This window comes from Mesorhizobium sp. M6A.T.Cr.TU.016.01.1.1 (assembly GCF_003952585.1).
Classification (GTDB): domain Bacteria; phylum Pseudomonadota; class Alphaproteobacteria; order Rhizobiales; family Rhizobiaceae; genus Mesorhizobium; species Mesorhizobium mediterraneum.
This window is the reverse complement of record NZ_CP034452.1, coordinates 4,248,369-4,274,551: the sequence shown is the minus strand read 5'-3', so window position 1 is coordinate 4,274,551 and position 26,183 is coordinate 4,248,369. Positions and strand designations below refer to the sequence as shown.

General features: G+C 63.3%; 22 protein-coding genes. 10 read left to right on the top strand and 12 right to left on the bottom strand.

Annotated features, from left to right (window positions below; translation table 11 throughout):
* Positions 1-85 precede the first annotated feature (85 nt).
* From EJ075_RS20505 to EJ075_RS20485, 5 genes are read left to right on the top strand one after another with little or no spacing between them, the layout of a single operon-like run.
* Entirely contained in the window at positions 86-1,285 is a 1,200-nt protein-coding gene (locus tag EJ075_RS20505) for a C45 family peptidase (RefSeq protein WP_126105518.1), read from the top strand.
* A complete protein-coding gene (locus EJ075_RS20500) occupies positions 1,267-2,208 on the top strand; it encodes an ABC transporter permease (RefSeq protein ID WP_126105517.1) in 942 nt (313 codons plus the stop codon). Before EJ075_RS20505 ends, EJ075_RS20500 begins: the two co-directional genes overlap by 19 nt.
* Complete coding sequence (locus tag EJ075_RS20495) at positions 2,205-3,032, top strand: ABC transporter permease (protein ID WP_126105516.1); 828 nt, start codon at positions 2,205-2,207, stop codon at positions 3,030-3,032. The genes EJ075_RS20500 and EJ075_RS20495 overlap by 4 nt, the downstream gene beginning before the upstream one ends.
* A gap of 11 nt (positions 3,033-3,043) precedes the next feature.
* Positions 3,044-4,705 carry a dipeptide ABC transporter ATP-binding protein gene (locus EJ075_RS20490; RefSeq protein WP_126105515.1) on the top strand — a complete coding sequence of 554 codons (1,662 nt, stop codon included), beginning with the start codon at positions 3,044-3,046 and terminating at the stop codon, positions 4,703-4,705.
* 25 nt (positions 4,706-4,730) lie between these two features.
* Complete coding sequence (locus tag EJ075_RS20485; RefSeq protein WP_164547151.1) at positions 4,731-5,468, top strand: MOSC domain-containing protein; 738 nt, start codon at positions 4,731-4,733, stop codon at positions 5,466-5,468.
* Positions 5,469-6,534: 1,066 nt separating this feature from the next.
* Here EJ075_RS20485 and EJ075_RS33380 read toward each other — a convergent pair.
* From EJ075_RS33380 to EJ075_RS20460, 3 genes are all read right to left on the bottom strand, one after another.
* Positions 6,535-8,679: a hypothetical protein gene (locus EJ075_RS33380; protein WP_206437500.1), complete on the bottom strand. Its 2,145-nt coding sequence runs from the start codon at positions 8,677-8,679 to the stop codon at positions 6,535-6,537.
* 324 nt (positions 8,680-9,003) lie between these two features.
* Positions 9,004-10,590 (bottom strand): ABC transporter substrate-binding protein, encoded by a 1,587-nt coding sequence (locus EJ075_RS20465; RefSeq protein WP_126105512.1) that lies wholly within the window; start codon positions 10,588-10,590, stop codon positions 9,004-9,006.
* A gap of 31 nt (positions 10,591-10,621) precedes the next feature.
* A complete protein-coding gene (locus EJ075_RS20460; RefSeq protein ID WP_095489111.1) occupies positions 10,622-11,473 on the bottom strand; it encodes a hydrolase in 852 nt (283 codons plus the stop codon).
* 347 nt (positions 11,474-11,820) lie between these two features.
* Between EJ075_RS20460 and EJ075_RS20455 the strand changes: the two genes are divergently transcribed.
* A complete protein-coding gene (locus tag EJ075_RS20455; protein ID WP_095489110.1) occupies positions 11,821-12,519 on the top strand; it encodes a GntR family transcriptional regulator in 699 nt (232 codons plus the stop codon).
* Positions 12,520-12,531: 12 nt separating this feature from the next.
* Here the strand turns inward: EJ075_RS20455 and EJ075_RS20450 are convergent, their stop codons facing one another.
* Entirely contained in the window at positions 12,532-13,680 is a 1,149-nt protein-coding gene (locus tag EJ075_RS20450) for a serine hydrolase (RefSeq protein ID WP_126105511.1), read from the bottom strand.
* A 350-nt stretch (positions 13,681-14,030) separates the two neighbouring features.
* Here EJ075_RS20450 and EJ075_RS20445 point away from each other — a divergent pair, with 350 nt between their 5' ends.
* From EJ075_RS20445 to EJ075_RS20430, 4 genes are all read left to right on the top strand, one after another.
* The gene (locus EJ075_RS20445) at positions 14,031-15,386 is read left to right on the top strand and encodes a glutamine synthetase family protein (protein WP_126105510.1); all 1,356 of its coding nucleotides are present in this window, start codon (positions 14,031-14,033) and stop codon (positions 15,384-15,386) included.
* 330 nt (positions 15,387-15,716) lie between these two features.
* Positions 15,717-16,082 carry a hypothetical protein gene (locus tag EJ075_RS20440; protein ID WP_245457968.1) on the top strand — a complete coding sequence of 122 codons (366 nt, stop codon included), beginning with the start codon at positions 15,717-15,719 and terminating at the stop codon, positions 16,080-16,082.
* A 258-nt stretch (positions 16,083-16,340) separates the two neighbouring features.
* Positions 16,341-17,156, top strand: a complete 816-nt coding sequence (locus tag EJ075_RS20435) for an aldo/keto reductase (RefSeq protein ID WP_348627379.1) — start codon at positions 16,341-16,343, stop codon at positions 17,154-17,156.
* A gap of 100 nt (positions 17,157-17,256) precedes the next feature.
* Positions 17,257-17,922 (top strand): DUF6064 family protein, encoded by a 666-nt coding sequence (locus EJ075_RS20430; protein ID WP_126105507.1) that lies wholly within the window; start codon positions 17,257-17,259, stop codon positions 17,920-17,922.
* 28 nt (positions 17,923-17,950) lie between these two features.
* Here EJ075_RS20430 and EJ075_RS20425 read toward each other — a convergent pair whose 3' ends face one another.
* From EJ075_RS20425 to EJ075_RS20390, 8 genes are all read right to left on the bottom strand, one after another.
* Positions 17,951-18,592, bottom strand: coding sequence for a ThuA domain-containing protein (locus EJ075_RS20425; RefSeq protein ID WP_126105506.1), 642 nt, complete (start codon positions 18,590-18,592; stop codon positions 17,951-17,953).
* Between the two features lie 155 nt (positions 18,593-18,747).
* Positions 18,748-19,662: a TIM barrel protein gene (locus EJ075_RS20420; protein WP_126105505.1), complete on the bottom strand. Its 915-nt coding sequence runs from the start codon at positions 19,660-19,662 to the stop codon at positions 18,748-18,750.
* 60 nt (positions 19,663-19,722) lie between these two features.
* The gene (locus tag EJ075_RS20415; RefSeq protein WP_126107394.1) at positions 19,723-20,493 is read right to left on the bottom strand and encodes a glycerophosphodiester phosphodiesterase family protein; all 771 of its coding nucleotides are present in this window, start codon (positions 20,491-20,493) and stop codon (positions 19,723-19,725) included.
* A 45-nt stretch (positions 20,494-20,538) separates the two neighbouring features.
* A complete protein-coding gene (locus tag EJ075_RS20410) occupies positions 20,539-21,420 on the bottom strand; it encodes an ABC transporter permease (protein ID WP_126105504.1) in 882 nt (293 codons plus the stop codon).
* Between the two features lie 11 nt (positions 21,421-21,431).
* Positions 21,432-22,358 (bottom strand): ABC transporter permease, encoded by a 927-nt coding sequence (locus tag EJ075_RS20405; protein WP_126105503.1) that lies wholly within the window; start codon positions 22,356-22,358, stop codon positions 21,432-21,434.
* Positions 22,359-22,368: 10 nt separating this feature from the next.
* Positions 22,369-23,349 carry an ABC transporter ATP-binding protein gene (locus EJ075_RS20400; RefSeq protein WP_126105502.1) on the bottom strand — a complete coding sequence of 327 codons (981 nt, stop codon included), beginning with the start codon at positions 23,347-23,349 and terminating at the stop codon, positions 22,369-22,371.
* Positions 23,346-24,359, bottom strand: a complete 1,014-nt coding sequence (locus EJ075_RS20395) for an ABC transporter ATP-binding protein (RefSeq protein WP_126105501.1) — start codon at positions 24,357-24,359, stop codon at positions 23,346-23,348. Before EJ075_RS20395 ends, EJ075_RS20400 begins: the two co-directional genes overlap by 4 nt.
* A gap of 95 nt (positions 24,360-24,454) precedes the next feature.
* Positions 24,455-26,083 carry an ABC transporter substrate-binding protein gene (locus tag EJ075_RS20390; RefSeq protein ID WP_126105500.1) on the bottom strand — a complete coding sequence of 543 codons (1,629 nt, stop codon included), beginning with the start codon at positions 26,081-26,083 and terminating at the stop codon, positions 24,455-24,457.
* Positions 26,084-26,183: the final 100 nt, after the last annotated feature.

Sequence of the window (26,183 nt, the reverse complement as noted above, 5' to 3'; positions counted from 1 at the left end):
TGGCAATCTATCGAATTTTTCTGCTTTTCATTCAATCAAAATGCATTACTATCCGGACTCATACGAGTTTGAGGCTTTCCTTTTGATGACAACAGTCACACCATTTCCGCTTGTCGAAATCGCAGGAGCGCCGAAAGCGCGCGGCACGGCCTACGGCGAACAGGCGCGCGGGCGCATCGGCGCTTCGGTGGCGCTCTACGCTGCGCAGCTCGACCGTTTCGGCTTCAGGCGGGACGATGTCGGGCGGTTCTCCGGCATCTTCCTGCCTCGCCTTCGGCAATGGGCGCCCGACCTCGTCGAGGAAATGGAAGGGATCGCGTCAGGCGCCAATGTCGATCTGTCCTCGATCGTCCTGGTCAATGCGCGCACCGAAATCCTGCAGCTTGCCCGGCGCGAGAAAGGCATTTCCGACGACGAGCCCGACGGTTGCACGGGCGCGGCGATCCTGCCGGAAGCAACCCGGAACGGCAGGCTCATCCATGGCCAGAACTGGGACTGGAGGGCCGAATGCGCCGAGACATCGGTGGTGTTGCGCATCCGGCGAACGGACGGGCCGGACCTCCTCACCTTCACCGAAGCCGGCGGACTGGCGCGCAGCGGCTTCAACGCGGCCGGCATCGGCATCACCGCGAACTATCTCGAATCCGACCGTGACTATCGCGAGATCGGCATTCCGCTTCCCTTCATCCGCCGCCGGGCCCTCGAGGCGCAGCATTTCTCCCACGCCATCAAGGTGGTGGCGACGACGCCGAAATCCGGCTCCAACAACATGATCCTGAGCACCGCCGAGGGGTTCACGGTCGATCTCGAATGCGCGCCGGACGAGGTGTTTGCGATCTATCCGGACAAGGACATGATCGTCCATGCCAATCACTGGCAAAGCCCGGTCGCGCTGTCCAAGCTGCGTGAGACCGGACTTCGCGATGTGCCGGACAGTCTCTATCGTGACCATCGCGTGCGCCGGCATTTGTCGGCGCGGCATGGCGACATCACGATCGACGATGTGAAGGAAGCCCTGTTCGACGATTTCGCTTCGCCGTTCAGCGTCTGTCGTCCAGTGGTTAGGAAAGAAGGTGGCAATCTTTCTGCGACAGTCGCGATGATCGTCTTCGAACCAGCCACCGGCGTCATGGAGATCGCTACGATGCCGGCTGAAAACCGCGAGTTCACCCGTTACGAACTCACCATGGACGATGCGGTCCTCGCAAGGGCGGAGAAGGCAGTGCCGGCACGGGAGACATCTTCGGTATCAGCACAGGAGAAACGATGGTCCGCTTTGTCCTGACACGCATCGCCAGCGCCATACCGACACTTATCCTGGTGTCGGCTGCGGTCTTCGTGATGATGCGCTTCATCCCGGGCGATCCTGCGACGCTGATGCTGGGCGACCTCGCACAGCCCGGACAGGTCGAGGCTATGCGGCATCAGATGGGGCTCGACCAGCCCGTGGTGGTGCAATACCTGATCTGGATCGGCAATGTGCTTTCAGGCGATTTCGGGCGCTCGATCGGCAGCGGACAAGAGGTGCTGCCGCTGATCCTCGATCGTTTCGCCGTCTCCTCGATCATCGTTTTTCTTGCTGTGCTTGTCGCGTCGGCGATCGCCGTGCCTGCCGGCATGCTGGCCGCCTGGAAGCAGGACAGTCTGCGCGATATCGCCGTCGTCGCCACCTCGACCATCCTGCTCTCGATCCCCAGTTTCTGGCTGGGGCTGATGCTCATGCTGATCTTCGGCCTCTATCTCGGCTGGTTGCCGATCGTCGGCTATGTGCCGTTCAGCCGCAACTTCGCGCAAGCCGCTCTGTATGTGATCCTGCCGGTGGTCACCTTGGTGCTCGTGGAGTCCGGACCGATTGCGCGCATGGCCAGGGCCAGCACGATCGAGGTAGCGCGCCTGGAATACATCACCCATGCGCGGGCAAAAGGGCTTTCGGAAAGCGCGGTGATGTGGCGCCACGCTTTCAGGAACGCCTTCGCGCCGACCTTGACCCTGATCGGGCTTGTGCTCGGCAGCCTGCTTTCCAGCATCGTCGTCATCGAGACCGTCTTCACCATTCCCGGCCTCGGCCGGCTGCTGGTCGACGCCATCTACGCCCGCGACTATCCCGTTGTTCAGGGAACGATGCTGTTCGTCGCCTTCATCTATGTCGCGGTCAATCTTCTCGTCGACCTCGTCTATCCGCTGCTCGATCCGAGGGTCACCGCATGATCGCCCGTGCGCTCGGCCGGCCCGGTCTGAAATTCAACGCGATCTTCGGGATCGCCGTCACCGGAGCATTGATCCTTCTGGCCGTGTTCGGTCCGTGGATCGCTCCCTACGATCCGCTCAAGCTCGATCTGCCGTCGCGCCTCAGCGGGCCCTCGTCTCTGCATCTGCTCGGCGCCGACGAATTCGGACGCGACGTGCTCAGCCGCCTCGCCAGCGGCGCGCGGACCAGCGCCTGGATCGCCTTTGCGACGGTCGTCTTCGCATTGATCACCGGCACTATATTCGGCGTTCTCGCAGGTTTCCTGCGGGGCTGGGTCGATCGCGTCATCATGATGGTCAACGACGCCTTCCTCGCATTTCCGGGCCTGCTCCTGGCGCTTGGCCTGATGGCGGTGATCGGCGCCAGCCGCGAAGGCATCATCCTTGCGCTAGGCCTTGCCTATATGCCGATCGTGGTGCGCGTGGTGCGGGCCTCCGTGATGTCCATTCGCGAGCGGGAATATGTCGAGGCCTCGCGCGTGATGGGCAACAGCGAGATCATCACCATGGCGCGGCACGTGCTGCCCAACTGCGTCGCCCCGATCATCGTGCTCGCCACCACCATGTTCGGCTGGATCATCCTGTCGGAGAGCGCGCTGAGCTTTCTGGGACTGGGCGTCCCGCCTCCGGCGCCGAGCTGGGGCAACATGCTGTCGACGGCACGGCCCTATATCGGCCAGGCGCCGCATTTGATCATCCTGCCAGGTCTCTGCATCTCGATCACGCTGCTCGGCATCAACATGCTGGGCGACGCGGTGCGCGACTGGCTCGACCCGAAAATGTAGGTGCTAGACACATGCTCGTGCCGACCGCGGACAAGAACACGATGCTTTCAGTGCGGAACCTGTCGATCTCGGTCGGGCCATCGGGAAAGCGGATCGTCGACGAGCTGAATTTCGATCTCGCCCCCAGTGACATGCTGGCGCTGGTCGGTGAATCCGGTTCGGGCAAGACGATGGCGGCCCGCTCGATCTTGAACCTGCTCCCTGCCCCGCTGGTCACGACCCTGGACAGCAGCATCCGCTTCGACGGGCAGGAACTCACCAGCCTTGCCCCAAAGGCGCTGCGCCAGATCCGCGGTGCGCAGATCGGCATGGTTTTTCAGGAGCCGATGGTCTCGCTCAATCCCGCTGTCACCATCGGCGAGCAGATGGCGGAGGGTCTGCGCCTGCATCGCGACATGTCGCGCGCCGAGATAAAGGACCGCTCGCTGGCGATGCTGGAGAGGATCCAGATCAAGGATCCCGGCAAATGCCTTGCGGCCTATCCGCACGAATTCTCGGGCGGCATGCGCCAGCGCATCATGCTCGCATCGGTCATGCTGCTCAAACCGCGTCTGCTGATCGCCGACGAGCCGACCACGGCGCTCGACACGCTGGTGCAGCGCGACGTGCTCGACCTCATGGTGGAGCTGACGCGGGAGAATGGAACCGCCGTGCTGCTGATCAGCCACGACCTCGGCATGGTGTCGCACTATGTGAACAACGTGACCGTGATGTGCGAAGGCAAGGCGGTCGAACAGGGAAGCAGCACCCAGGTTCTTCACGCGCCGCAGCACGACTATACAAGGCGGTTGGTCGACGCCCTTCCCAAGCGCAGCGCCGGCGGATCGAGAAGAGCCGTCAACGGCCCTCCCTTGGTCGAGATCAGCAATGTCGTCATCGACTATCCGGGCCGTCCGAGGCTGTTTGCGCGCGCGGAGCCGAAGCGCGCCGTCGACGGCGTCGACCTGACCATCCGACGTGGCGAAACCCTGGCGCTGGTCGGCGCGTCGGGCTCCGGCAAGACGACGCTCGGGCGTGCCATTGTCGGCCTCGTCAGGCCGGCCAGTGGAACGATTTCGTTTCTTGGCAAGGCGATTGCAAGTGATCGATCGGCTGACGCGGGTGAGCAGCGTCGCGACATGCAGATCGTCTTCCAGGATCCCTATTCCTCGCTCGACCCTCGCCAGTCCATTGCTAAGATCGTCACCGAGCCGTTGAAGCTCGACCCCGAATTGGACCGCAAGCGGCGGACCGCGCGCATGGATGAGGTCATCGAGGAAGTGGGGCTGACGCGCGACCTTCTCGAGCGTTTCCCGCATCAACTGTCTGGCGGCCAGCGCCAGCGCGTCGCGATCGCGCGGGCGATCGTCAGGCGACCGGCCTTCGTCGTCGCCGACGAGCCGGTTTCGGCACTGGACATGACGGTGCAGAAACAGATCCTGCTTCTGATCCGGTCGTTGCAGGAACGCTACGGTTTCGCCTGCCTGTTCGTCTCGCATGATCTGGGTGCGGTCGAGCAGGTTGCCGACCGGGTCGCCGTCATGCAGGACGGAAGGATCGTTGAGATCGGCGACCGCGACGACGTCTTCGACCGGCCGCGCCACGCCTATACGCGCGCCCTCCTCGATGCGGCGATGCTGATCGACCGCCGTTTCGCCGATGGCGCGGGCGCCCGCAAGGCCGTGGCGCAATGACGGCGACACGGCTCGTCTCCGCACCATGACACCGTTCGGCCATATCAAGGAAATCTGGCGATATCCCGTCAGTTCGATGGGCGGCGAACGGCTGGACGGAACGGAGCTTGCGGAAGGCGGTATTCCGGGCGACCGGATCTGGGGCATCGTCGACCGGCGCGACGGAATTGTTGCCGCGCCGGAGAAGCGAAAGCATTGGCGGCCGCTGCCCAACCTTCTTGCAAGGCTGAAGGGCGACCGGCCGGAAATCGGATTGGACGATGGCTCCTGGATCGATGCCGGCTCCAGCCGCGCAGGCGAGCTGGTTTCGGCCTTCCTCGATTTCCCGGCGGCGCTGCACCCGCACGTCCCCTTCGGCTCGGAGGCCCAGGATCATATCGCGCCACGCTATCAGCGCGCCGACATCCACATCGTCACGTCAGCCTCGATGGACAGGCTCGCCGGCCTGCTTGCGGATCCCTCGCAAGTGGATTCCAGGCGGTTCCGGCCCAACATCGTGATCGAGACCAACGCTTCGCAGGACGGTTTTGTCGAGCAGCAGATCATGGGAAAAGTGCTTTCGATCGGCGAGGCGCGGATCATGATTTCGGAATCCTGCGCGCGCTGCACCTTCACGGCGCTGGCGCAAGGCGATCTCGCTTTCGAGCCGGCAGTGCTGCAAACCATAGCGCGCCACGGCGAAGGCGGCTTCGGCGCGCTCTGCCAGGTCATGCAGCCGGGCAAAGTCAGGCTGGGCGACCGGGTCACCTTGAACGAAGCCTGATCTTCTTCCAGCTTTCGGTGTTGGACGGCGGCACGTTGCGGCGGCTGATGGGTGAGATGGGCCGTAAGTTTGATGGCGGCTATGCGGAGTATGCGTTGTTTGCCGAACTCGCTGCTGATGCCGGCCACTACGCACCGCGTCCTTGATACACCGGATTCATCCCCTAGTTTAGCTCCGTGGGCGCCTTAGTCGCGAGTTTGCCTGAGGGCGGCGGCGGTCGCTCCGTCCTGACTGCATGCCGCGGAAAGACGGTTCGACCGACGCACTTTATGGAGGTGGTCGTGCGTCAATCCCCTGAATCCAGCTGGGCATATCTCGCATTCGTTTGCTCGATCGCGGTAGCTTGCGTAGGAGCTGCTGCCGGCGGCGAGCGCGGCGGAGGCAATAGCGCTGGCAACCATGGTGGCGGAGGCAATAGCGCTGGCAGCCATCACGGTGAAGGCCGCAAAGGCGGCGCGCACAAAGGACCTGGCGGCGTTCCCAGCGGCTCCAGCAGTAGTTCACCGGTGGACGACGATGGGACCAGCACAACTGCAACGGCGGCAATGACGGCAACTCCGGCCGCCACTGCAGTCAGTGTCGCCCGGTCCGCAGGGGCCGGACGGTCGCTGGACCTCCCGGCCAACCTCCAGCCCATCAGCGCCAGCAACAGTCCATCGACGGTCAGTCCAATCAAAGCGCTGCCGGGCGTCCCGGATGAGGTCGTTCGCGCCTGCCATGATGCAATCGAGTCGGCCGCCGCCCCGTTTGGCGCGACTAGCGTGCGCGTCAGCAGCGCAGGTTCCCTACGTCGGTTGAGCCCGGATACGATCTCGGCTCCCGTTGAGGTAAGCATCGACTATGGACGGCAAGGCAACGTGGAGACGCGGCAGGCGCCGATCAAATGCGAATTGAACGCGACAGGCAGGGTGATCGGGCTGACATAGCGTATCGCGCAGAACTCCCCGCCGACGAGAGCAGGATGAATTCGAAGGGTGATCCATCCGCGGCGTCGTGAGAGGGTGCGAGGCAACGCCTCCCAAAGGCCTTGGGCCTTCGATAGGAGAACGCACATTCGTTTTGGAAATCACTCCAAGGTTACGTGTCTTGGCCTGAGGGAATAGGGAAGTGTGAGAGAACGCACCCGGGCAATCCGCGACGGGTTGCGAACCTTGCTGCGTGCAGTCTTCTGGCTGACAGCCTTCAACCCGCCGGCAGCGGCTGCTGCGCGGCCAGCGCGCGGCTTCAGCGGCCGCTCAATCTGCGCGCTGCGACGCTCAGCCCTGAGCCTGTCATTGTCCGCGCGCGCCGCGGCCAGGTCGCGGGCAAGAGAAACAGTGGCTTCACGTTGCTTGTCCAGAGCCTCCTTCAGCCTGGCGACCTGTATCAAAAGTGCTCGGGCGGCGGCGCGTTCGAGGCGAACCTTATCGAGATCCTCATGGGTCGAGGCTGCCGCAGCGCGCTCTCGCGCCAGCGCTTGCGCCGTCTCGGTTGCAGTCTGCTCGGCACGCTCTCTCGCTGAGACTGCTCTGGCTCGTTCCTGTTCGGCCGCGACGCCCTCGAGGCGAGCTTTTTCCAGCTCGTCACGCGTCGACGCTGCTGCAGCACGTTCTCGTGCCAGAGCCTGTGCCGTCTCGGTTGCAGTCTGCTCGGCACGCTCTCTCGCTGACACCGCTCTGGCTCGTTCCAGTTCAGACGCGTCGCGCTCAAGGCGAACTTTTTTTAGCTCCTCACGAATCGACGCTGCTGCAGCGCGTGCTCGAGCCAGCGCGCCCTCCGTCTCGGCCGCGGTCTGCTCCACTCGTTCTCTCGCTGTGACTGCACCGGTCCGTTCCTGCTCAGCCGCGTCCGCGCGCTCCTTGAGCCCGGCATTGGACAGTTTCACTTCGGCGAGATCGCCACCAAGGTTCTCTGACTTCCGGCGTTCGTCGTCGAGCATTCCGCTCGCTTGCGCCAGCGAAGCCTTGGCCTTGGCGCGATTCTCGGCGGCCTCGGCCTCAAGCTGTTCAATTTTCGCCCGCGCTCGCGACAGATCGCGCGCCCGCCATTCTGTTCGCTGACGCTCCAGATGAGCAGCGGGCATCTCCGTAAAGACATAGTTGGTGGCCTCGCGCAGCATTGTGCGGGCATCTCCCGCTATGCGCCGCAATGCGTCAAGTGTGCGGGCTGCCGCGAGCTCGTTGCGCAATCGCTCCTCGTGTGCGTTGTCGGAGGCTGCGATGCTTGTCCTCAGCGCATCGATCTGCTTGCGCGACTCGAGGAGTGCTTCCTGCAGAGCAGCGCTCCTGGCGCGTTCGCTTTCCGCCACCCGGTGCTCCTGGCCGCCCAATTCCCCTGCAGCGGCAGCCTGACCACCGGCTGCCCCGACTTGCGCCCGGGCAGCCGTGAAATCCGGGCTGAGCAAGTCGACACTCGTGCCTTGGGCCCGCGAAATGGCGGGGGCGCTTTCGACCCAGTTTTGTCTCATCGCATAGCTAAGCGGCATGGCCAGGCAGATTGCGGCGACGCCCAAGCGGGGCACAAGACCGATCGGCTTGCGAACGCGTGGAGGTGAGGCCCTCGCGATGGTCGGGTCGGGATCCAGGCTGATCGTTCCCCTTCGAGCTGTGACGTTCAAACCGCGATGCGACGGTTTGGCCAACTGAGCAACTTTGCGCGGCAAAACCTTATGACCCAATTGGTCCCATGCTGACCCGCAAATTGGCTCCCCACGTTCCGCGAGGGCGAGTTGTGTCGGCATACGGCTCAGGGCCCTCAATACTGGACTACTTACGGCGGCAAGATTAGCCGCCACCTGCCTACGAACATAGCCAGCGATTTCTCTGACCGATGTCGCAAGGCGGCCGGATTGCGGCATGTTCGTCGCGGAAGCGAAAGCGTTGGTCTGGGCCACAGACGAGCTCTCGTAAGCTTCGGAGATCACGTCGAAATACTCGATTCGCACCCCGAACCGAAGGTAAGTGGCATCCTGATGCCGATCATCCAGGTCTGCCGTGTCTGAGGGCACGGCAACCTGAGAAGAAGAAGCAGGCTCGGTTGCAAGGTCGACCGGGCTTTCCCAATCCCAAGATGCCTCCTCGGGGGGATCAGATTCGCCTTCGCTCTCATCTGATGTGAGGCGACGGATACGCCGGAGCATAAGATAGAGGCCCACCGAGGCAAGTGTTGCTATCCCGCCCAGGATAACGAGATCTGCGTTGTTTGCGTAAATTTCGGCAAGATGATTTGGCATTGCCGTGCCTGTGGGCGGTCCGCTTGAGCTTTAAGTTAGGTCACAAAGCTAGGTCACAGACCTACACGGTCAACCGTCACCTCGTACTAAAGGTCAGAGACACTTCGGCCACGCAGAACGGCCATTGCTGCTCGGATCGCTGTCGAACGATCGCTCCTGGCGCAAACGCGCCATGGGAGAGCTGGTGAGTTTAGGTCTCCTTCCCGCCCTGAGCGGGTTTACGGCCCCGGTACCAAGCGTCAGGTTTTCACCACCAGGTAGCTCAAACAAAAGATCGGAGGCCACACGCCTCCGACCTTTCGAGCGACAGACAACCGCCAGCTCCTATTCGCTTTTCCAGACACCCCATGCGCGGGGGTTTGCCGCGGGCCATACTGAATAGCCTTTCACCTTCGGCGACACGGCGTCGACGGATGGCTCGTAATAGAGGCCAAGGATCGGCACATCCTTTGCCATGAGGGCATGGAGCTGCTTGAACAACGCCTTGCGTTGCGCGGGGTCGGTCGTGGCCATCGACTTCGTGTAGAGGTCGAGGGCCTCCTTGCTGTCCCACTGCGCTGTCGGATCGGTCGCCTTGTCGCCGAGGATGACGCCATACATCAGTGACGGATCGAGACGCGCCGAATAGCCGAAGGACTGGATCTGGAACTTGCCGGCAAGGTAATTGTCGAGCTGTGCCGCCCAATCCAGCACTTCGAGCTGCGCATTGAAGCCCGCGGCCGTCAGCATCGCCTGCAGCAGCACGGCGTTTTCATACATGCCCTGGTAGCGGGTGTTGGTCTGGATCTTGATCGGCTCGCCCTTGTAGCCGGCCTCGTCTAGCAGCGCCTTGGCCTTGACCGGGTCGTATTCCGGCCATTTGAGAAAATCCCCGTCGAAGAATGAGCTCGCCTGGGCGACGGCAGAGGGGTCACCGGCGGCGACACCGTTGGTGCGAGCGGCGGCGATCTGGTTGATGTCGGCGGCATGCGCCAGCGCCTCGCGTATCTTGACGTTCGACAGCAGCGGATCCTTGGTCTGCAGCAGGATCGCCGTCCACGACAGGCCTTGCGTCGACAGCACCGTCATGCCCCGCGACTTGGCTTCCTCGACACGCGATGATTCAAGATCGGGCAGAACGTCGAGCTCGCCGGCGAACAGCGCGGTTTCCGATGCCGCCGTGTCGGGAATGACCATGAAGCGCACCTCGTCGACATAGGCCTCACGGCTGCCGGCAAAGCCGCTCGGCGCCTCCTTCACCGGCTTGTAATCGGCAAAGCGTTCGAGCGTGACATACTGGCCCTTGACCCATTCCTTCAGTTTGAAGGGGCCACTGCCGATGGCGCTGTCGGCGATCCACTTGCCGTCGGTGCCGACATTCTTCGGGCTGGCGACCCAGCCATTGCACTGGACATTGGCGAGCTGCGCGAGAAAGAGCGCATTCGGCGCGTTGAGCGTGAAGACAACGGTGCGTGGATCAGGCGTCGCCACCTCATCGACCTTGAGCCCCTGGCTGCCGTCGAAGAACGGAATGCAGAACCACTCGTTGGCCGCATCCATGCGGCGGTCCCAGTTCCATTTGACGTCGGATGAGGTCACGGCGTCGCCATTGTGGAAAGCCGCGCCGTCGCGCAGCGTGAAGGCATAGGTCTTGCCGTCGTCCGACACTTTCCAGGATTCGGCCAGTGCCGGGCCGACCGTGAGATCGGCGCGGTAGGCCACCAGCGTCTCGAAGATCTGGTGCAGCACCGTGTCGGTGTTCGCGTCGCGATTAAGACCATCGGTGGCGCGGATGTCGGCGTTAATACGAACCTTGAGCGTGCCGCCGGTTTTCGGCTGCTCCTGCGCCATCGCCGGCAGCGCACACGCCATCATGGCGATTGCCGCCAGCACCCGGATCAATCGTCTTCCCATTCCCGATCTTGTTCCCATTTTTATCTCCAGTTTTGTTGACTGCAGTTTTTCAGGCGGGCGCGGCAACCCCATTCAATGCCCGCGCAAAGAAGTCCTTGACCTTGGCGATGAGCTCGCGGTCGTCGTGGGTGATGCCGGGCACGACATCCAGCTGCACCTCGACGCCGTGTCTCTCCAGGCTGCCCTTCAACGACCTGATCCGGTCGTTGCGGGTCGCGCCGGCGAGATCGGCGCCGGGCATCCACCAGGCATCGTCCGGCTTGATGGTGATCTCCCAGGTTTCGAGATCGTCACCACCGATCACCATCTGCACGGCGACCTTGCGCATGGCGTCGAGGTCGACCTTCTTGCCGAACACTTTCTCGAAGTCGCGCACCCCGACCCAGAAATCGTGATCGAAGTCGAGCAGGGTCACGACGCCCGGCGCGCCGATCGATGCAGCCAGCAGGCGTTCGGGATGGAGGAACAGGAAACGATGGGTGAAATGGCCGCCGCCGGAGAAGCCGTACATCAGCACGCGGTCGCCGCGGGTGCGGTAGCGCTCCCGCATTTCCTCGACCATGTCGAGCATCACGGCATCGTAGTGGAGGTCGCCCTCGCGCAGCATCTTGTAAGAGGAAAGGTCGCCCGGGAAACAGATGCTCGCCGGGAAGAGCGGGGCGAGCACGATCACGCCGTTCTGCTCGGCGAAGTCGGCAAAGGCATCGCGGTAGGCGAGCATGCCGCGTTCGGTGCCATGCACGATCACCGCCAGCGGATATGTCTTGTCGCCGTCCTCGTCATAGTCGTCGGGCACATAGGCGCAATAGGGGAAGCGCTGGTCGAAGCGGGAGGCGTACACCGTCGTGTGGCCGAAATCGTAATAGGACAGGCGCTTGCCATGTCCGCTGACGTTGCGCATCGAATTTTCCCCAGTCTCAATTTTATTGTTTCATCATTTTGTGTGGCTGAAAAGCATTTATTTATCTGAGACGCCGGGAAAGTACGCATTTTACATCGCGTAACGCCGAGCGCTCCTGGAGCAGGCATGAGCTGTTGTCCGGCCGGCTTTGTGTCGGCGCGGCATTTGCTGGGCGCAACCCGGAAGGCGGCGACGACGCGGCTTGCAGCGTTGCGGTTGCAGCGTCTATCATGTGCTTGAAAAATCGCTGACTTCGGCCTTCATGCCGCGTTCGGCCAGCCATCATTTCTAGCGGCAGATGTAGCCAGCTGCGTAGATTTCAGAACGAATGAAGTAGCGCACCGCCAATGGCCGATAAAACGCTTTTCGGGTTGACCGCCGTCGACACCGTGCCCCTGCATGAGAAGGTCTATCTCGAACTCGTCAGGGCATTGATGTCGGGCCAGTTTGCGCCCGGCCAGAAGCTGACCTCGCGCAAGCTCGCCAAGGAACTGGGCACCAGCGACATGCCGGTGCGCAGCGCCTTCATGCGGCTGCAGGCGTTGCGTGCGCTGAGCCCGATGCCGAACGGCAGCATGGAGGTGCCGGTCATCTCGGCCGAAAGGTTCTCGCAGCTGACCGAGGTGCGAACGATCCTCGAAGGCTCCGCGACCGAGCTTGCCGCAAAGCTGATCAATGGCAACAATCTGCGAGCGATCCGTCGCCACTGCACGGAGCTGACCCTGGCAGCCCGCAAGGGCGACATCGACGATTACCTGCGCAAGAACTACAACTTCAAGTTCTCGATCTATCGCCACTGCGGCAATGAGCAGATGATCTTCCTGATCGAGACGGTGTGGATGCAGGTCGGTCCGTTTCTCAGGAACCTGACCACCGGTTTCGAGGACAATCTCGCCGCCATTCTCGACATCGATTACCACGAGGAAGCCGTCGCCGCGATCGAAGTCCAGGACGGGCCGCGCGCGCGTGCCGCCATCGTGCGCGACATAAACGACGGCGCGACGCATCTTTTGCAGCACGTCAAGTTTCCGGAAACCCGTAACTGACTATCGAGGCCGTCACGAGGCGGCGGAAACTGCCTTCATCACCGCGACGACCGTCTGATCCATCCGGTCGTTGACCGGGTCGGGTTCCGAGGACTGCCTGACAATGACGGTTTGCGTCGCCGGATCGATCCAGAGCCACTGGCCATGGATGCCCAAGGCGGCGAGCGCACCCGTGCCGGTGTCGTACCAATAATTGCGGTAGCTTCCGCCCGGATAGGCATAGCCCTGGTCGCCGGCGGCCCAGATGGCGCGGTCGCCGCCGGCCCAGAGGCTGGCAACCCAGTCTGCCGGAACGATGCCGCGGCCACCGGTGCGAACCAGCTCACCGACGCGGGCGAGATCGCGCGCGGTCATCGAGATGCCGCCCGAGGCGCGCGGATTGCCGGCCCGATCGACGGTTATCTGCGCATCGGAATGGGCGCCCATCGGCTGCCACAGGAGCCGGCTCAGCAATTCGGCGAAGCGCTCGCCCGATGCCTGCTCGAGGATGATCGCCGCCATGTCGACATTGGGTGACCGGTAGGCGTGCCGCGTGCCGTGCGGATGTGCGGCCTTCGGCAAGGTGCACAGGAAAGTCTTGAGATCGGGCGCGGGATCGTCCGCCTTGTCCGGATTCCACAGCATCGCCCGCCTGTAGCGATCGAAAGCGCCGTCTCTGCTCAGGTAGGCTTCGTCGAAATCGATGCTGATCTGCATGTTGAGGAGATCGCGTAACGTGGCGTCGCCATAGGCCGATCCAGCGGCTTCGGGCAGGTGCTTTGCCAAGCGGTCGTCCAGCGAGAGCATCCCTTGGCCGATCAGGATTCCCGCCAGAAGGCCGGTGATGGATTTGGACACCGAAAACACCAGATGCGGCTTTGCCGGATCGCTTGTCGGGGCATGCCACTCGGCCACGAGATTTCCGCCGCGCATCACCGCGAAATTGTCGGTGTCGCTTTCAAGCAGGAAATCCGGCAATGGACGCGGCTTGCCGGCAACGTCGGCAACCACAAGGTCGGACAGCCGCCCAAGGTCGAGTGTCGGCGTTTCCGGCTGGCGCGCGCTGCGGATCGTGGCGGACGGCACCAGTTCCGCCGCGTTCTGGAACGACCAGGCCGAATAGGGCCTTGTCCTCCAGTTCGACAGGTCGATCTCCGCGCGGTGCGACGGCGTATTTGTCATTTGGCTCATCCCTCTGACTGCTGCGTGGCGGCGAACGGTGTCTTCGCAACCGCCCGCTCCTGTTCTTTCATGTCCCGGCGCGAAGGCCGGCTCGGCCTATTCCCGCCCCTTGCCGAGCCGCCAATAGCCCGGCTCAAATGCCGCTTGGCTTTCCCCAACCTTACCACTATATTGCGATCGCAAATCGCGCAATTGGTCTGAAATGCCTCCCGATATCCCAGCTAGTGAATTGAAAAAATAAGCAAAATCTTCTGGTGACAGCCGGAACGGTTTTCATAAACTCACAAGCTATCTATAACCGATATCGTAACCGGTCAGGGCTACGGCACCTTCGGAACCAGGGGTTGAAATTGGGCGACGCAATCACGGGCGTTCTGAATTGGCTTGAAAGCAGGGACGACATCCACAGCCTGAGGGCTGCGGTGTGCGACCTCAACGGCATCATGCGCGGCAAGCGCATACCCGTCGAGCAGGCACGCAAGGCGCTGGAGGGCAAGTTGCGCATGCCTTATTCGCTGGTTGGGCTCGACATCTGGGGCGAGGATATCGAGAACAACACGCTGGTTTTCGGCAACGGCGACGCCGACGGCCTTTGCCAGTGGACGGGACGCGGCATCGTGCCGGTGAACTGGACGGCACATCCGACAGCACTCGTTCCGCTCTGGCTTGCCGATGAGAATGGCGCGCCGTTTCTCGGTGATCCGCGGCGGGCGCTGGCTCGTGTCCTCGACCGCTACAAGGCTCTGGGCCTGACCCCGGTCACTGCCACGGAACTGGAATTCTATCTGGTCGACCCGCAATCGCAGCGGCCTATCGGGCCTGTCTCGCCGGTAACCGGTCGCCGTCTCGATTCCGATGCGGCCCTGTCGATCGACGAGATTGACGACTTCGAAGCCTTCATCCACGACGTCTGCGACGCCTGCCGCATGCAAGGCATTCCCGTCGACACCGCGATCGCCGAAAACGGTGTCGGCCAGTTCGAGATCAATCTGAACCATGTCGCGGACGCCTTGCGCGCCGCCGACGATGCCGTGCTGTTCAAGCGCACCGTCAAGGGCATCGCCCGTAAGCACGGCTTTGCCGCCTGCTTCATGGCCAAGCCGTATGGTGACCGTGCCGGCAACGGTTTTCACGTCCATTTCAGCCTGACCGACGCCGAAGGCCGCAACGTCTTCGACAACGGCAGCGACCAGGGGTCGGACATCATGCGCCATGCCGTCGGCGGTCTGCTCGCCGCCATGGCCGAAAGCACGCTGGTTTTTGCACCGCACTTCAATTCCTACCGCAGGCTGCGTCCTGGATCCTATGCGCCGAACGCGGTTGCCTGGGGCTACGAGAACCGCATGATCGCGATCCGAATCCCCGGCGGGCCGGCGAGCGCACGCCGGATCGAGCATCGCGTCGCCGGCGCGGACGCCAACCCGTACCTCGTCCTTGCGGCTATCTTGGGCGCCGCGCTCATCGGCATCGAAAGGCAATTGTCGCCCGGCGATCCGACGGGCAGAGACGGGCAAGGACGTCAGCCGGCGAAGCTGCCGCCTGACTGGGCCTCGGCGATCGCCAGCTTCGAGAGCGGGGCGCATATTGCGGAGATATTTCCGGCCATCCTGCGCGACTCCTTCATCGCCTGCAAACGGCAGGAGCTGAATACGTTCGCGCTCAATGTCAGCGATTTCGAGCTCGAGACCTATCTCGAAAGCGTTTGATCGGCAGGGCGCGCTGGCGACCGCCCAACGTCGAAGATGCTCAGGCGACGCCGCGACCGCCGGCAGCAGATCCCGTCAGTGCAGCCACTGCGCTGAGCGGCACGTCAACGACATCGTGAAGTTGTGCAGGTTGACTCGATTGTCTGCTTGCCTAACTAGGGTCTCGGGTCGGCGCAATTCATCACAGTCGGTATGATATTTTCCAGCATCCGAAAGCCTGTCCTTCTTGTTCTCTTGGCCGGCAGTTCTATCGTGTCCTCCTGCGTCGCCCCTGACGACACGTCGACCATCGCGAAGGAAGACGCAACGACAGCGGCAGCCCGCAAAGAGATGATCGGTCTCAGCGAGGCTGATGTTCGAATGTGCGCCGGCTTTCCGAGTGCCACCGCTGATGCGGGCGGATCAGGTCAGATCTGGACCTATCAGCGTACCGTTCAACGCGGCAATCTCAACGTCGTGATTCCAACCTTGGCGGTGGGTGCGATCCCGACGGTTGGAGGATCCCTCAATGTCAATCCTGGCGGCTATTGCAACACACAACTTCGAATGGTCGATGGCCGTGTTGCCGAGGTTGCCTACGCCGGCGACAACAATACGCCGAACAACCGCGATGCGCTCTGCGTCAGCACGGTAGACGCCTGCGTGGCCTATGCCCGCCAGCACCGTCAGGTCAGGACAGGGGCTACCTCCAGGTAATCAGGCTGGTTGCAGAAATACTTACAGCGGTTGGGCGGTTCTATCAAAAGCTGAACCGCTCTTGAGACTGGCCGGCTCCCCGCCGATCGCCCCCAGATCGGCCTTGCGAAGGCCGGTCGCCCGGAACCATTTTTGTGGTCGGGAGTATAGGGATGGCAGACGATGATCATCACCCGTAGGACATTCGTGAAGACTGCCGCCGCTTCCGGAGCGGCCTTCGTGTTGCCGGGAACCGCGCCCGGCGCGCCTGCGCCGCTGATGCGGGCCGTGCCCTCCTCGGGAGAGATGCTTCCCGCAGTTGGGCTGGGCACCTGGATCACCTTCAATGTCGGCGACGATCCGGTGCTGCGCGACCAATGCGCCGAGGTGATCGCGGCCTTCTTCGAGGCAGGCGGCCGCATGATCGATTCCTCGCCGATGTACGGCTCCTCGCAGCCGGTGATCGGCTATGGCCTCGAGAAGCTCGGCCGGCCCAAGGCGCTGTTTTCCGCCGAGAAGGTCTGGACTTCCGCCGCCGACGGAGCCGCGCAGATCGAGCAGTCGCGCCGCTTCTGGGGTGTGCCGCGCTTCGACCTCATGCAGGTCCATAATCTCGTCGGCTGGGAGGCGCATCTCGAAACCCTGTTCGCCATGAAGGCGGACGGGCGCATCCGCTATGTCGGCATCACGACATCCGAAGGACGGCGGCACGACCTGTTCGAACAAATCATGCGCGCGCATCCGCTCGACTTCGTGCAGCTCACCTACAACGTCGTCGACCGTGAGGCGGAGGAACGGCTCCTACCGCTGGCGGCCGAGCGCGGCATGGCCGTCATCGTCAACCGGCCGTTTCAGCAAGGCGCGCTGACGCGCCAGCTCGAAGGCGAGACACTGCCGGACTGGGCGGCCGAGATCGGCGCCGGATCCTGGGCGCAGTTCATCTTGAAGTTCATCCTTGCGCATCCCTCCGTCACCGTCGCCATCCCCGCCACGACCCGCGTCGACCATGTGCGCGAGAACGTGATGGCCGCGACCGGTCCCTTCCCCGACGCGGCCATGCGCGAGCGGATGGCGGCCTACATCCGGGACCTCTAAGCAGGCATTCGTGGGCTGGCACGAATGCCTGCTTAGATTCTGTTGTTTGTCGCAGGTTCTTGTCGCAAAACCGTGGGACACTTTTGCGGAACCTGCTTAGATGTCGGAATGGTGGACCTACCGGCTGGAAGATTTCCTGCTCTTCTCGCCGCGCGTCTACTGGCGCATGTTCGAGTTGCACAATGCAGCCTTCTGGCCGCTGCATCTCCTGGCACTCGCCGCCGGTCTTGCCATTGCCCTGCTCGTGCTGCGGCGGCCGCGTCGCCATGGTCTCTGGATCGCACTCATCCTTGCCGTGCTCTTTGCCCTCGTCGGCTGGTCCTTCCTGTGGAGCCGCTATGCCGTGATCAACTGGGCGATCGCCTATGTCGCGCCGGCCTTCGGCCTGCAGGCGCTGCTGCTGGTAATCGGCGGTGCCGCACGCGGCAGCCTCGCCTTCGACAGGCGGGACATGACGGGTCGGCTCGGGCTGCTGATCATGGCCGTTGGCATCGTTGTCTATCCGCTCCTGCCGCCGCTCTTCGGGCGGCCATGGGCGAGCGCCGAAATCTTCGGCATCGCGCCGGACCCGACGGCGATCGCGGCGCTCGGCGTCCTGCTTGCAGCGAGCGGCGGGCCTGTGCCGCTGCTGTTTCCGATACCGCTGCTGTGGCTGCTGCTCAGCGGCCTGACGCTCCATGCCATGGGCGATCCGCAAGCCTGGCTGCCGCTTCTGGCAGCGGCCACCGCTGTCGCTGCCTTGGCCCTGCGCCGCATTGCCCGATGATGCGACAGGGCGTTCGGCATTCGCGCTCTCAGCGCGCCGCCCACACCAGGCCGCGACGAAATATCGTTCGCATCTGCGGCACCGCGAATTCCTTGGCGGCATGGCCGAGCGCCGAATAGAACACCCTTCCCTTGCCGTGCCGGCGCTTCCAGACGACCGGCATGACCACGCCTTCGATCCAGGATGCGTGCTCGCCGGAGAAGGTGGTTGTCGCCAGCACCTCGTTCGACGGATCCACATGCATGTAGTACTGCTCCGAGCGGTACGAAAAATCATCGATGCCGTTCATGATGGGATCGTCGCGCCTGGTGATGTCGATCCGGTAGTCGATGATGTTGCCCGGGTGGGCCACCCACTGGCCGCCGCACATGAACTGGTATTCCGTGGCTTCGCGAAATGCATCACACATGCCGCCGTGATAGCCGCCAAGGCCGACACCGCCCTCGACTGCTTTTGTCAGGTTGAGCTCCTCGTTCTTCGCAAGCTTGGCCATTGTGTAGATCGGGACGATCAGGCTCAGATCGGCGATCGCGGGGTCGGCGAATATCTCCGTCGTGGTTTCGACGCGCACGCCAAACCCCTCCTCTTCGAGCATCGCCTTGACGACGCGCGCACCCTCTTCCGGCTCGTGTCCGTCCCAGCCGCCCCACACGATCAGCGCTTGCCGCATATCTTCTCCATCAGTTGGTTGCGTCGCCAACACGAACCTTAAGCGGCAGTGCGGCCGGCCGATCCGGCCGGCTGGTCCTCAATTCGAACTATGCCAACGATACCCAAACAGTCTCGACCGTTGCAATGTCCTTCAGGCCAAAATCAAATGGCCTGTCATTCGGCGGCCATGGAACTGCGCGTGCCGTTCAGCGCCATTAGGCGTTTCGCGCGTTCGAGGCTGGCTGGCTGCTCGCTGCGGTAGCGTTCGCCGATCTCCATCATCAGCACCGTTTCCGGCAGGAACGCCAGCTCGCTGAAAATCTCTTCCCAGGCGATGTCGCCCCAGCCGAGCGGCATGTGCAGGTCGCCGAGGCCCAGCGCGGTCGCTTCCTGTAGAAAATAGGGCTTGTAAAAGCCCTGTGGGCGGCCGAAGGAATCGTGCACATGCAGATGCCCGGCCACCGGCGCCATGGCGCGGATCTGCTCGCGGAAGTTCAGTCCGCGATAGGTCGCTTCGAGATAGGCATGACTGAAGTCGATCAGCGCGACCAGATTGGGATGATTGACCGCCTTGACGGTCTCGGCCACCTCCGCCGGCGTCTGCCGATATTGCCCCGGTTCCGCGGTGAAGATGTTCTCCAGCGCGATGCGCACGCCATAGGGCCTGGCGAATTCCGCCAGTTCGGACAGAGCCTCGCGCTCGCGCCGGTCCGCATCCGCGCGCAAGAGAGGCTGGTCGGCGCGCAGGAAGCCGCCGTGCTGGACGAGGATACGGGCGCCGATCCGGTCACAGATCTCGACCAGCGCCTTGGCAGCCTGCAGCTGGTACGTGCAGGCCGCAGGGTCCATGAAGTTGGAGGAGACGAGGCCATGGACTGTGTAGCGGAAGGAAAACGCTCCGGCCAACGCGACAAGCCTGTCCGCTCTTTCCCTAATGATGCGGCCGCCCGCGACAAGATCGATGCTGGTGAGCGCAAGCTCGACGGTGTCGACGCCGATGCGTTCAAGCCGGCGAAGGTCGGCTTCAAGGCTGTCAAGCTCGCCGTCGCGAGACTGCGCGTTGAAGCCGGTTGCGATAAGATTGCTCATTTGCTTTGTCTCCAGGTAGGGCCAGATTGGCATTTGTCGTTATGCGGCCGATCGGTGCGATCAGGCCGGGTTGGCTTCGAGCGGCGCTGCCGTCATCATGGCGGAGCGCAAGGCGATGGCGATGTCGGGGCGGTCCGATGTCAGGCGGCCGATCCGCCGTTCCAGCCAGTGGCGGATCGTCGCCTCCTCATTCAGGGTCCACACGCAAAGCCGGTCGAGCGGCAGCGCGGCGCGAACCAGGTCCCATTGCGCCTCCATCAGCTCGTGATGGATGGCGACGATGTCCACGAGTCCGTCGACGTGAGCAAGGAATGCCGCCAGGCCACCCTGTCTTTCGGCCAGGTCAGCATTGACGGAGACGAGGCGCGCGACCTGCGGCGCGTGGCGCCGGCAGTCTTCCAGAACGGAAATGTCGAAGGACGTCAGATGCGTCCTGTCCTCCACGCCGAAGCGTCGAAGCTCCTCGGCGACGCGCCGGGCAATGTCGGGATAGGGCATGCCGGTTTCGTCGGTCTTGATCTCGACATGCAGGTCCGGCCCGGCCCTGGAAGAAAGCGCGGCCAGCACGTCCGCCAGTGTCGGGATGGTCTCGTCCGTATCTTTCAATCTCACGTTTGCCCGTTCTTCGAACGTCAGCTTCCGCACCGGTCCAAAGCCTTCCGTCGTGCGTTCGAGCGTTGCGTCATGGATGACCACGAGCTCGCCCATTTCCGTCAGGTGAACATCGAATTCGATGGCATCGACACCGAGCTCCAGTGTGTTGAGGAAGCCCACAAGCGAGTTCTCGGGCCACAGATTGCGGGCGCCGCGATGGCCGGTGATCAAAGTCATGCCAGTGATCAAAGTCATGGAAGCCTCCTAGAACTGATCGACATCTCACCGCACCGTGGGATCGAGCCTGTCGCGCAGCCAGTCTCCAACCAGCGAGATGGACAGCGTGGTGAGCATGATGACGGCGGCCGGCGCCAGCATGATCCACGGCGCGCGGGTCAGATATTCGCGGCCGAAGCCGACCATATTGCCGAGGCTGGTCGCCGGCGGCTGGACGCCAAGGCCGAGGAAGGACAGCCCGCTTTCCATCAGGATGATCTCGGGAAAGGTCAGCGTCATCGAAACGATCAGCGTCGAGGCGACGTTGGGCAGGATGTGGCGCAGGTAAACCCGCGCCGGCGTGGCGCCGAGCTGCACCACCGAGGCCGCATAGCCCTGCGCGCCCGCCGAGATCGCGAGACCGCGCGCGATGCGCGCATAGCGCTCCCAGCCGTAAAAACCCATCAGGCAGACCAGCAGCACCATGGAGGAGCCGAAGAACGCCAGCACCGCCAGCGACATGATGAGAAACGGCAGGGCCGCCTGGAAGTCGGCCAGCGCCAGCACCAGATGCTCGACCAAACCGCGAAACTGCGCGGCGGCGAAGCCGAGCGCCGTGCCGAACACGGCCGAAAGGAGCGTCGCCCCGAAGGCGATGACGAATGAAAGGCGGATCGACTGGATGAGGCGCGAAAGCACGTCGCGGCCCAGCTCGTCGGTGCCCAGCAAGTGCTTCAGCATGCCGGGGGGCGCAAGCCGGCTGGTGAGATCCATCTGCGTGATCCCATAGGGGCGGATGCGGTCGGCAAATATCGCAACCAGCACCATGGCGACCAGCCACAGGATTCCCAGCCCGACGCTGAGCGGCAGGTTGCGTCGGATGGACAACAGGAAACCAGCCCTTTGCCTCGCGTTTGGCTGTGTGGTCGCCGGATAGATCGAAGCCATTCCGGTTCTCCTCAATGGCTCGCGGGCGAGCGCAGGCGCGGGTCGAGCCAGCCGTAGAGCAGGTCGACGGCGAGGTTCGACACCACCATGGTGGCCGCGACGATGAGCAGGATGCACTGGACGACAGCGAGGTCGCGATTGCTGACCGAGACAATCAGCAGCCTACCGATGCCCGGCCAGGAGAAGATCGATTCCACCACCACCGCGCCGGCGATCAGCGAGCCGACCATGAAGCCGACGACGGTCACAATCGGCACAGCTGCGTTAGGCAGCGCATGGCCCCACACCACGTCGCGCCATTTCAGCCCCTTGGCGGAAGCTGTGCGGATATAGGGTTGCCCCATCACCTCGATCATGGCGCTGCGCGAGAAACGGGCGAGTATGCCTACGCCGCCCACGCTCATGGTGAGCGTCGGCAGGATGCCGTGCACCCATGTCTCCTGACCACCGGAAGGCAGCACGCCCAGCGTCACCGAAAAGATCAGCACCAGCAGCAGGCCCATGACAAAGGAGGGGATGGTAAAGCCGAGGATCGCCAGCAGGATCACGCCGCGATCGGCGAAGCTCTGGCGGTGCAGCGCCGCATAGACGCCGGCCGGAATTCCGATCAGCAGCTTCAGGATGAGCGCCGGAACGGTGAGCTGCAGCGTGGCCGGCACGCGCTCCAGCACCAGCTGCAGCGCGGGCGCCTTGTCGCGCATCGACACGCCGAAATCGCCGGTGAAGATCGACTTGAGGTAAGCCAAATATTGAATCCAGAGCGGCTGGTCGAGACCCCACGACTTGCGGAACGCCTCGATGACATTTTGCGGCACGTCCGGCCCCAGCATCACCTCGGCCGGGTCCCCCGACATGCGCAGCACGACGAAGGCGAAGGTCATCACCGCAAGGATGGTGATGACGGCCCTCATAACGCGCACGAGAACGAAACGGATCATGCGGGCTCCATCAGGCGGCGATCGCGGCGTTGTCCGCCACGACATGGCAGGCGGCGGTGCGCCCCTTCTCGATCTGGCGCAGCGCCGGCGTGATAGTGCGGCAGATGTCGCGCGCGACAGGGCAGCGGGGATGAAAGGCGCAGCCCGACGGACGTGCGGCCGGATTAGGCGGCTCGCCCTGGAGGATGACACGCCCCTCAAGCTTCTTGCCGGGGATCGGCATGCTGGAAACCAGCGCCTTGGTGTAGGGATGCCGGGGCGACTGGAAAATCACGTCGGAGGAGGCTTCCTCGACGATCCTGCCGAGATACATGACGGCGACCCGGTCGGCCAGGTTGCGCACGACTTTTAGGTCATGGCTGATGAAGATCATGGCGATGCCGTTCTCTTGCTGCAGGTCGCTCAACATGTTCACCACCTGCGCCTGGATCGACACATCAAGCGCGGAGACCGGCTCGTCACACACCAGGAGTTTGGGTCGGGCGGCCAGCGCCCGCGCGATCACCGCCCGCTGGCGCTGCCCGCCGGAAAGCTCGTGCGGATAGCTGCCGGCCTGGTCGGGGCGCAGGCCGACGGCCGCCATCAGCTTCTCAACGCGACCGGCGCGGCTTTCCCTGGGCCCGAAGCGATGAATGTCCAGCGGTTCGCCGATCTGGGTCGCGATCGTCTGCCGGCGATCGAGCGCGGCCAGCGGGTCCTGATAGACAAGCTGCATTTTGGCGCGCAGCGCCCGCCATTCCGGCGTGCCGAGCCTCGGCATCGGTTGCCCTTCGAAGCGCACCTCGCCGCCCTGGGCCGGATCGATGCCGAGCAGCATTCGTCCGAGCGTCGACTTTCCGGAGCCGGACTCCCCGACAATGCCCAGCGTTTCGCCGGGGAATACCGACAGCGAAATATCCTCCACGGCGCGAACAAAGCTGGGGCGGGAGAAGGGTCCGTGCCTGAGCGTATAAATGCGCACCAGCCCCTTTGCTTCGATCAGCGGTGTCATTGCAGCAAATCTTCGGGGACTTTGCGTTCGGCCTTGCCGGTTACCGCAAGCTCGATCGGGTGCGCGCAGGCGAGCTTGCGGCCGTCCTTTTGCGGCCTCAGGAGGGGTGGCGACGTTTCGCAGAAAGCGGTGACGCGCGAGCAGCGCGGCGCAAAGGCACAGCCCCTTGGCAGCGTCTTCGGGTTCGGCACCGTGCCCGGTATCGGGATCAGCCGCTTTCGGGGACCGTCGATGCGCGGGATCGCGTCGAACAGGCCGCGTGTATAGGGATGGCGCGGGCTGGAAAACAGCTGCGCGACCGAACCCTCCTCCACGATGCGGCCCGCATACATCACGCAAACCCGTTCGCAGACCTGCGACACCGCGCCGAGGTCATGGCTGATGAACACCAGCGCCATGCCGGTTTCGGCCTGCAGGCGGATCAAGAGATCGAGAATCTGGGCCTGGATGGTCGCATCGAGCGCGGTGGTCGGCTCATCCGCGATCAACAGGTCCGGTTCGCCCGCCAGCGCCATGGCGATCATCAGGCGTTGGCATTGTCCGCCGGAAAATTCGTGTGTGTAGAGATCGAAACGGCGGCGGGCATCGGGAATGCCGACCATGTCCATCAGCCTCAGCGCCTCGGTCTTCGCTGCCTCGCCCCGCAGCCCCCGATGAATGGCCAGCGCCTCGGTGATCTGGCGGCCGATCGACAGGACCGGGTTGAGCGAGCTCGACGGATCCTGGAAGATCATGGCAATCCGCCCGCCCCGCACCTGCTCCAACGTGCTGCGCGGGCTGCCGCACAGCTCGTGGCCCTCGAGGCGCACGGAGCCGGTCACGCTTGCCTTGCCGGGCAGCAGGCCGAGCGCCGCCAGCCATGTCACCGATTTGCCGCATCCTGATTCCCCGACGAGGCCGAGCGCCTCACCGCGTGCGACATCGAGATCGATGCCGTGCAGCACCTGAACGCCGTCGAAGGCGACTTTCAGGTTGCGCAGTTCCACCAGATTGGCCGTTGCAGCTGTCATCGCCATCCGCTTCCGCTCCGTCCGCCCGAAGGACATCGTGAAAAGAAAAAGCTCCGGCGGGCGTTTCCCTGCCGGAGCCGGTTCGTGGCTACTGGTCAGCTTGCCCAGTTGGTGGAGCGGAAATCCATGGCGAAGGCGGGGGCGGCCTTCCACTTCAGCGATGACTTCATACCGGTGAACACCGCATTCTGGTGAAGGATCTGATAGACCGGATCCTCGCGCTCGCAGATTTCCAGCATGCGGGCGAAGGCCTTCTTGCGGGCGGCGCGGTCGGTGCCGGTTTCCAGGATCGCGGCCATCTGATTGGCCTCGGCATTGGTCCAATCCTTCTTCTGCTGGACTTCACCATTCGGGCCGTACTGGTTGACGATGCCGCCAACAGGATCGTTGAAAGCGCATCCGGCTGACCAGTCGCGCACGCCTTTCACGCCGGCCGGATCGTGGATCTGTGCCCAGTTTTCCTTCATCTCGATCTGCACGTTGAGGCCGACCTGGTTCCACATCTCGACCATAATCTGGCCGTTCGCAGTCTGATTCGTGTAGTAATTGTCGAGGAGGCGGAAGGGAATCGCGTCGCCCTTGTAATTGGCCTGCTTCAGCAGCTCGCGCGCCAGATCGGGATTATAGTCTGGCACCTTCCAGCCCTGCACGAACATGTCGTCATAGAAGGGGAACTGTAGCCCGGCCGGAATCGTCGTCTGGCCTGCCCATAGCGCTTCAATGATCGCCTGGCGGTCGATGGAATGGGTCATCGCGCGGCGCACCAGCGGGTTTTCGAGTATCGGATTCTGGGTGTTGAACACCGAAACCCGGTGATTGAGGATCGTCGAGCCCTGTACCTCGAAGCCGGAGGCGCCCTGAACGGCGGGAATCTGGTCGGGCGGCAGGTCACAGGCAAAATCATACTCGCCAGACAGAAGCCCGTTGACGCGCGAGGCGACCTCCGGAACCTCGACAAAACGGATCTGCACGAGCGGCGGGCGACCGCCCCAATAGTCGTCGAAGGCCACGAGAGTAAGCGACACGTCCGGCTTGAACTCGCCGACCGAATAGGGACCGGTGGTGACCGGCTTGCGCGCCCAGTCGACATAGTTCGCCGCCTCGTCCCAGGCACGGCGGTTGGCGATCTGGCTGCCGAAGGCATAGAGGCGGCCCTCCAGCGTCACATCCGAGGTCGCGTTGTGGAAACGCACCGTGTGTTTGTCCACCGCCTCGACGCCGGCGAGCCGGGGCCACAGCCGGCGGCCGATGCCGGGTATCGTGGCAGGCAGTTCCTTTGGCGTCGCGGGTTTGTGGTCGTCCTCGAAGATCGTCTTGCCGCCGACCGGCTGCGTGTCGCCGAAAACGCGCTGGGCCGAGAAGCTGAACACCACGTCATCGGCGGTCAGCTCGTCGCCATTGTGGAACTTCACGCCCTGGCGCAGCTTGAGCTCGACGGTCTTATCGTCGATGCGTTTCCACTCGGTCGCGAGGCCGGGAACCGGGCCCTGGTTGCCCATCCAGTTGCGCAGGATCAGCCCTTCCCAGAAATTGGGGAAGAACACCCGCTCGCCCACATTGGATTGCTCGTTCCATATGTCGAGCGTGTTGTTATTGGTGATCTTCTGCACCGCGATGGTGACGGACGGGCGCGCGCCCTGACCGATCGCAAAGCGCGGCAGCATCATGCTGCCTGCGGTTGCGCCGAGGATACCAAGCGCGCCGCGCCGAGTGAGAGAAAACATCGGAATCTCCTTTTGCGGGAATGGCAAGTCGCGGTCAAAGCAATCCGGCCGATTTTATGTTCAGCACTGTGTCTGTTTCGCAATGAACCGATGAATTATT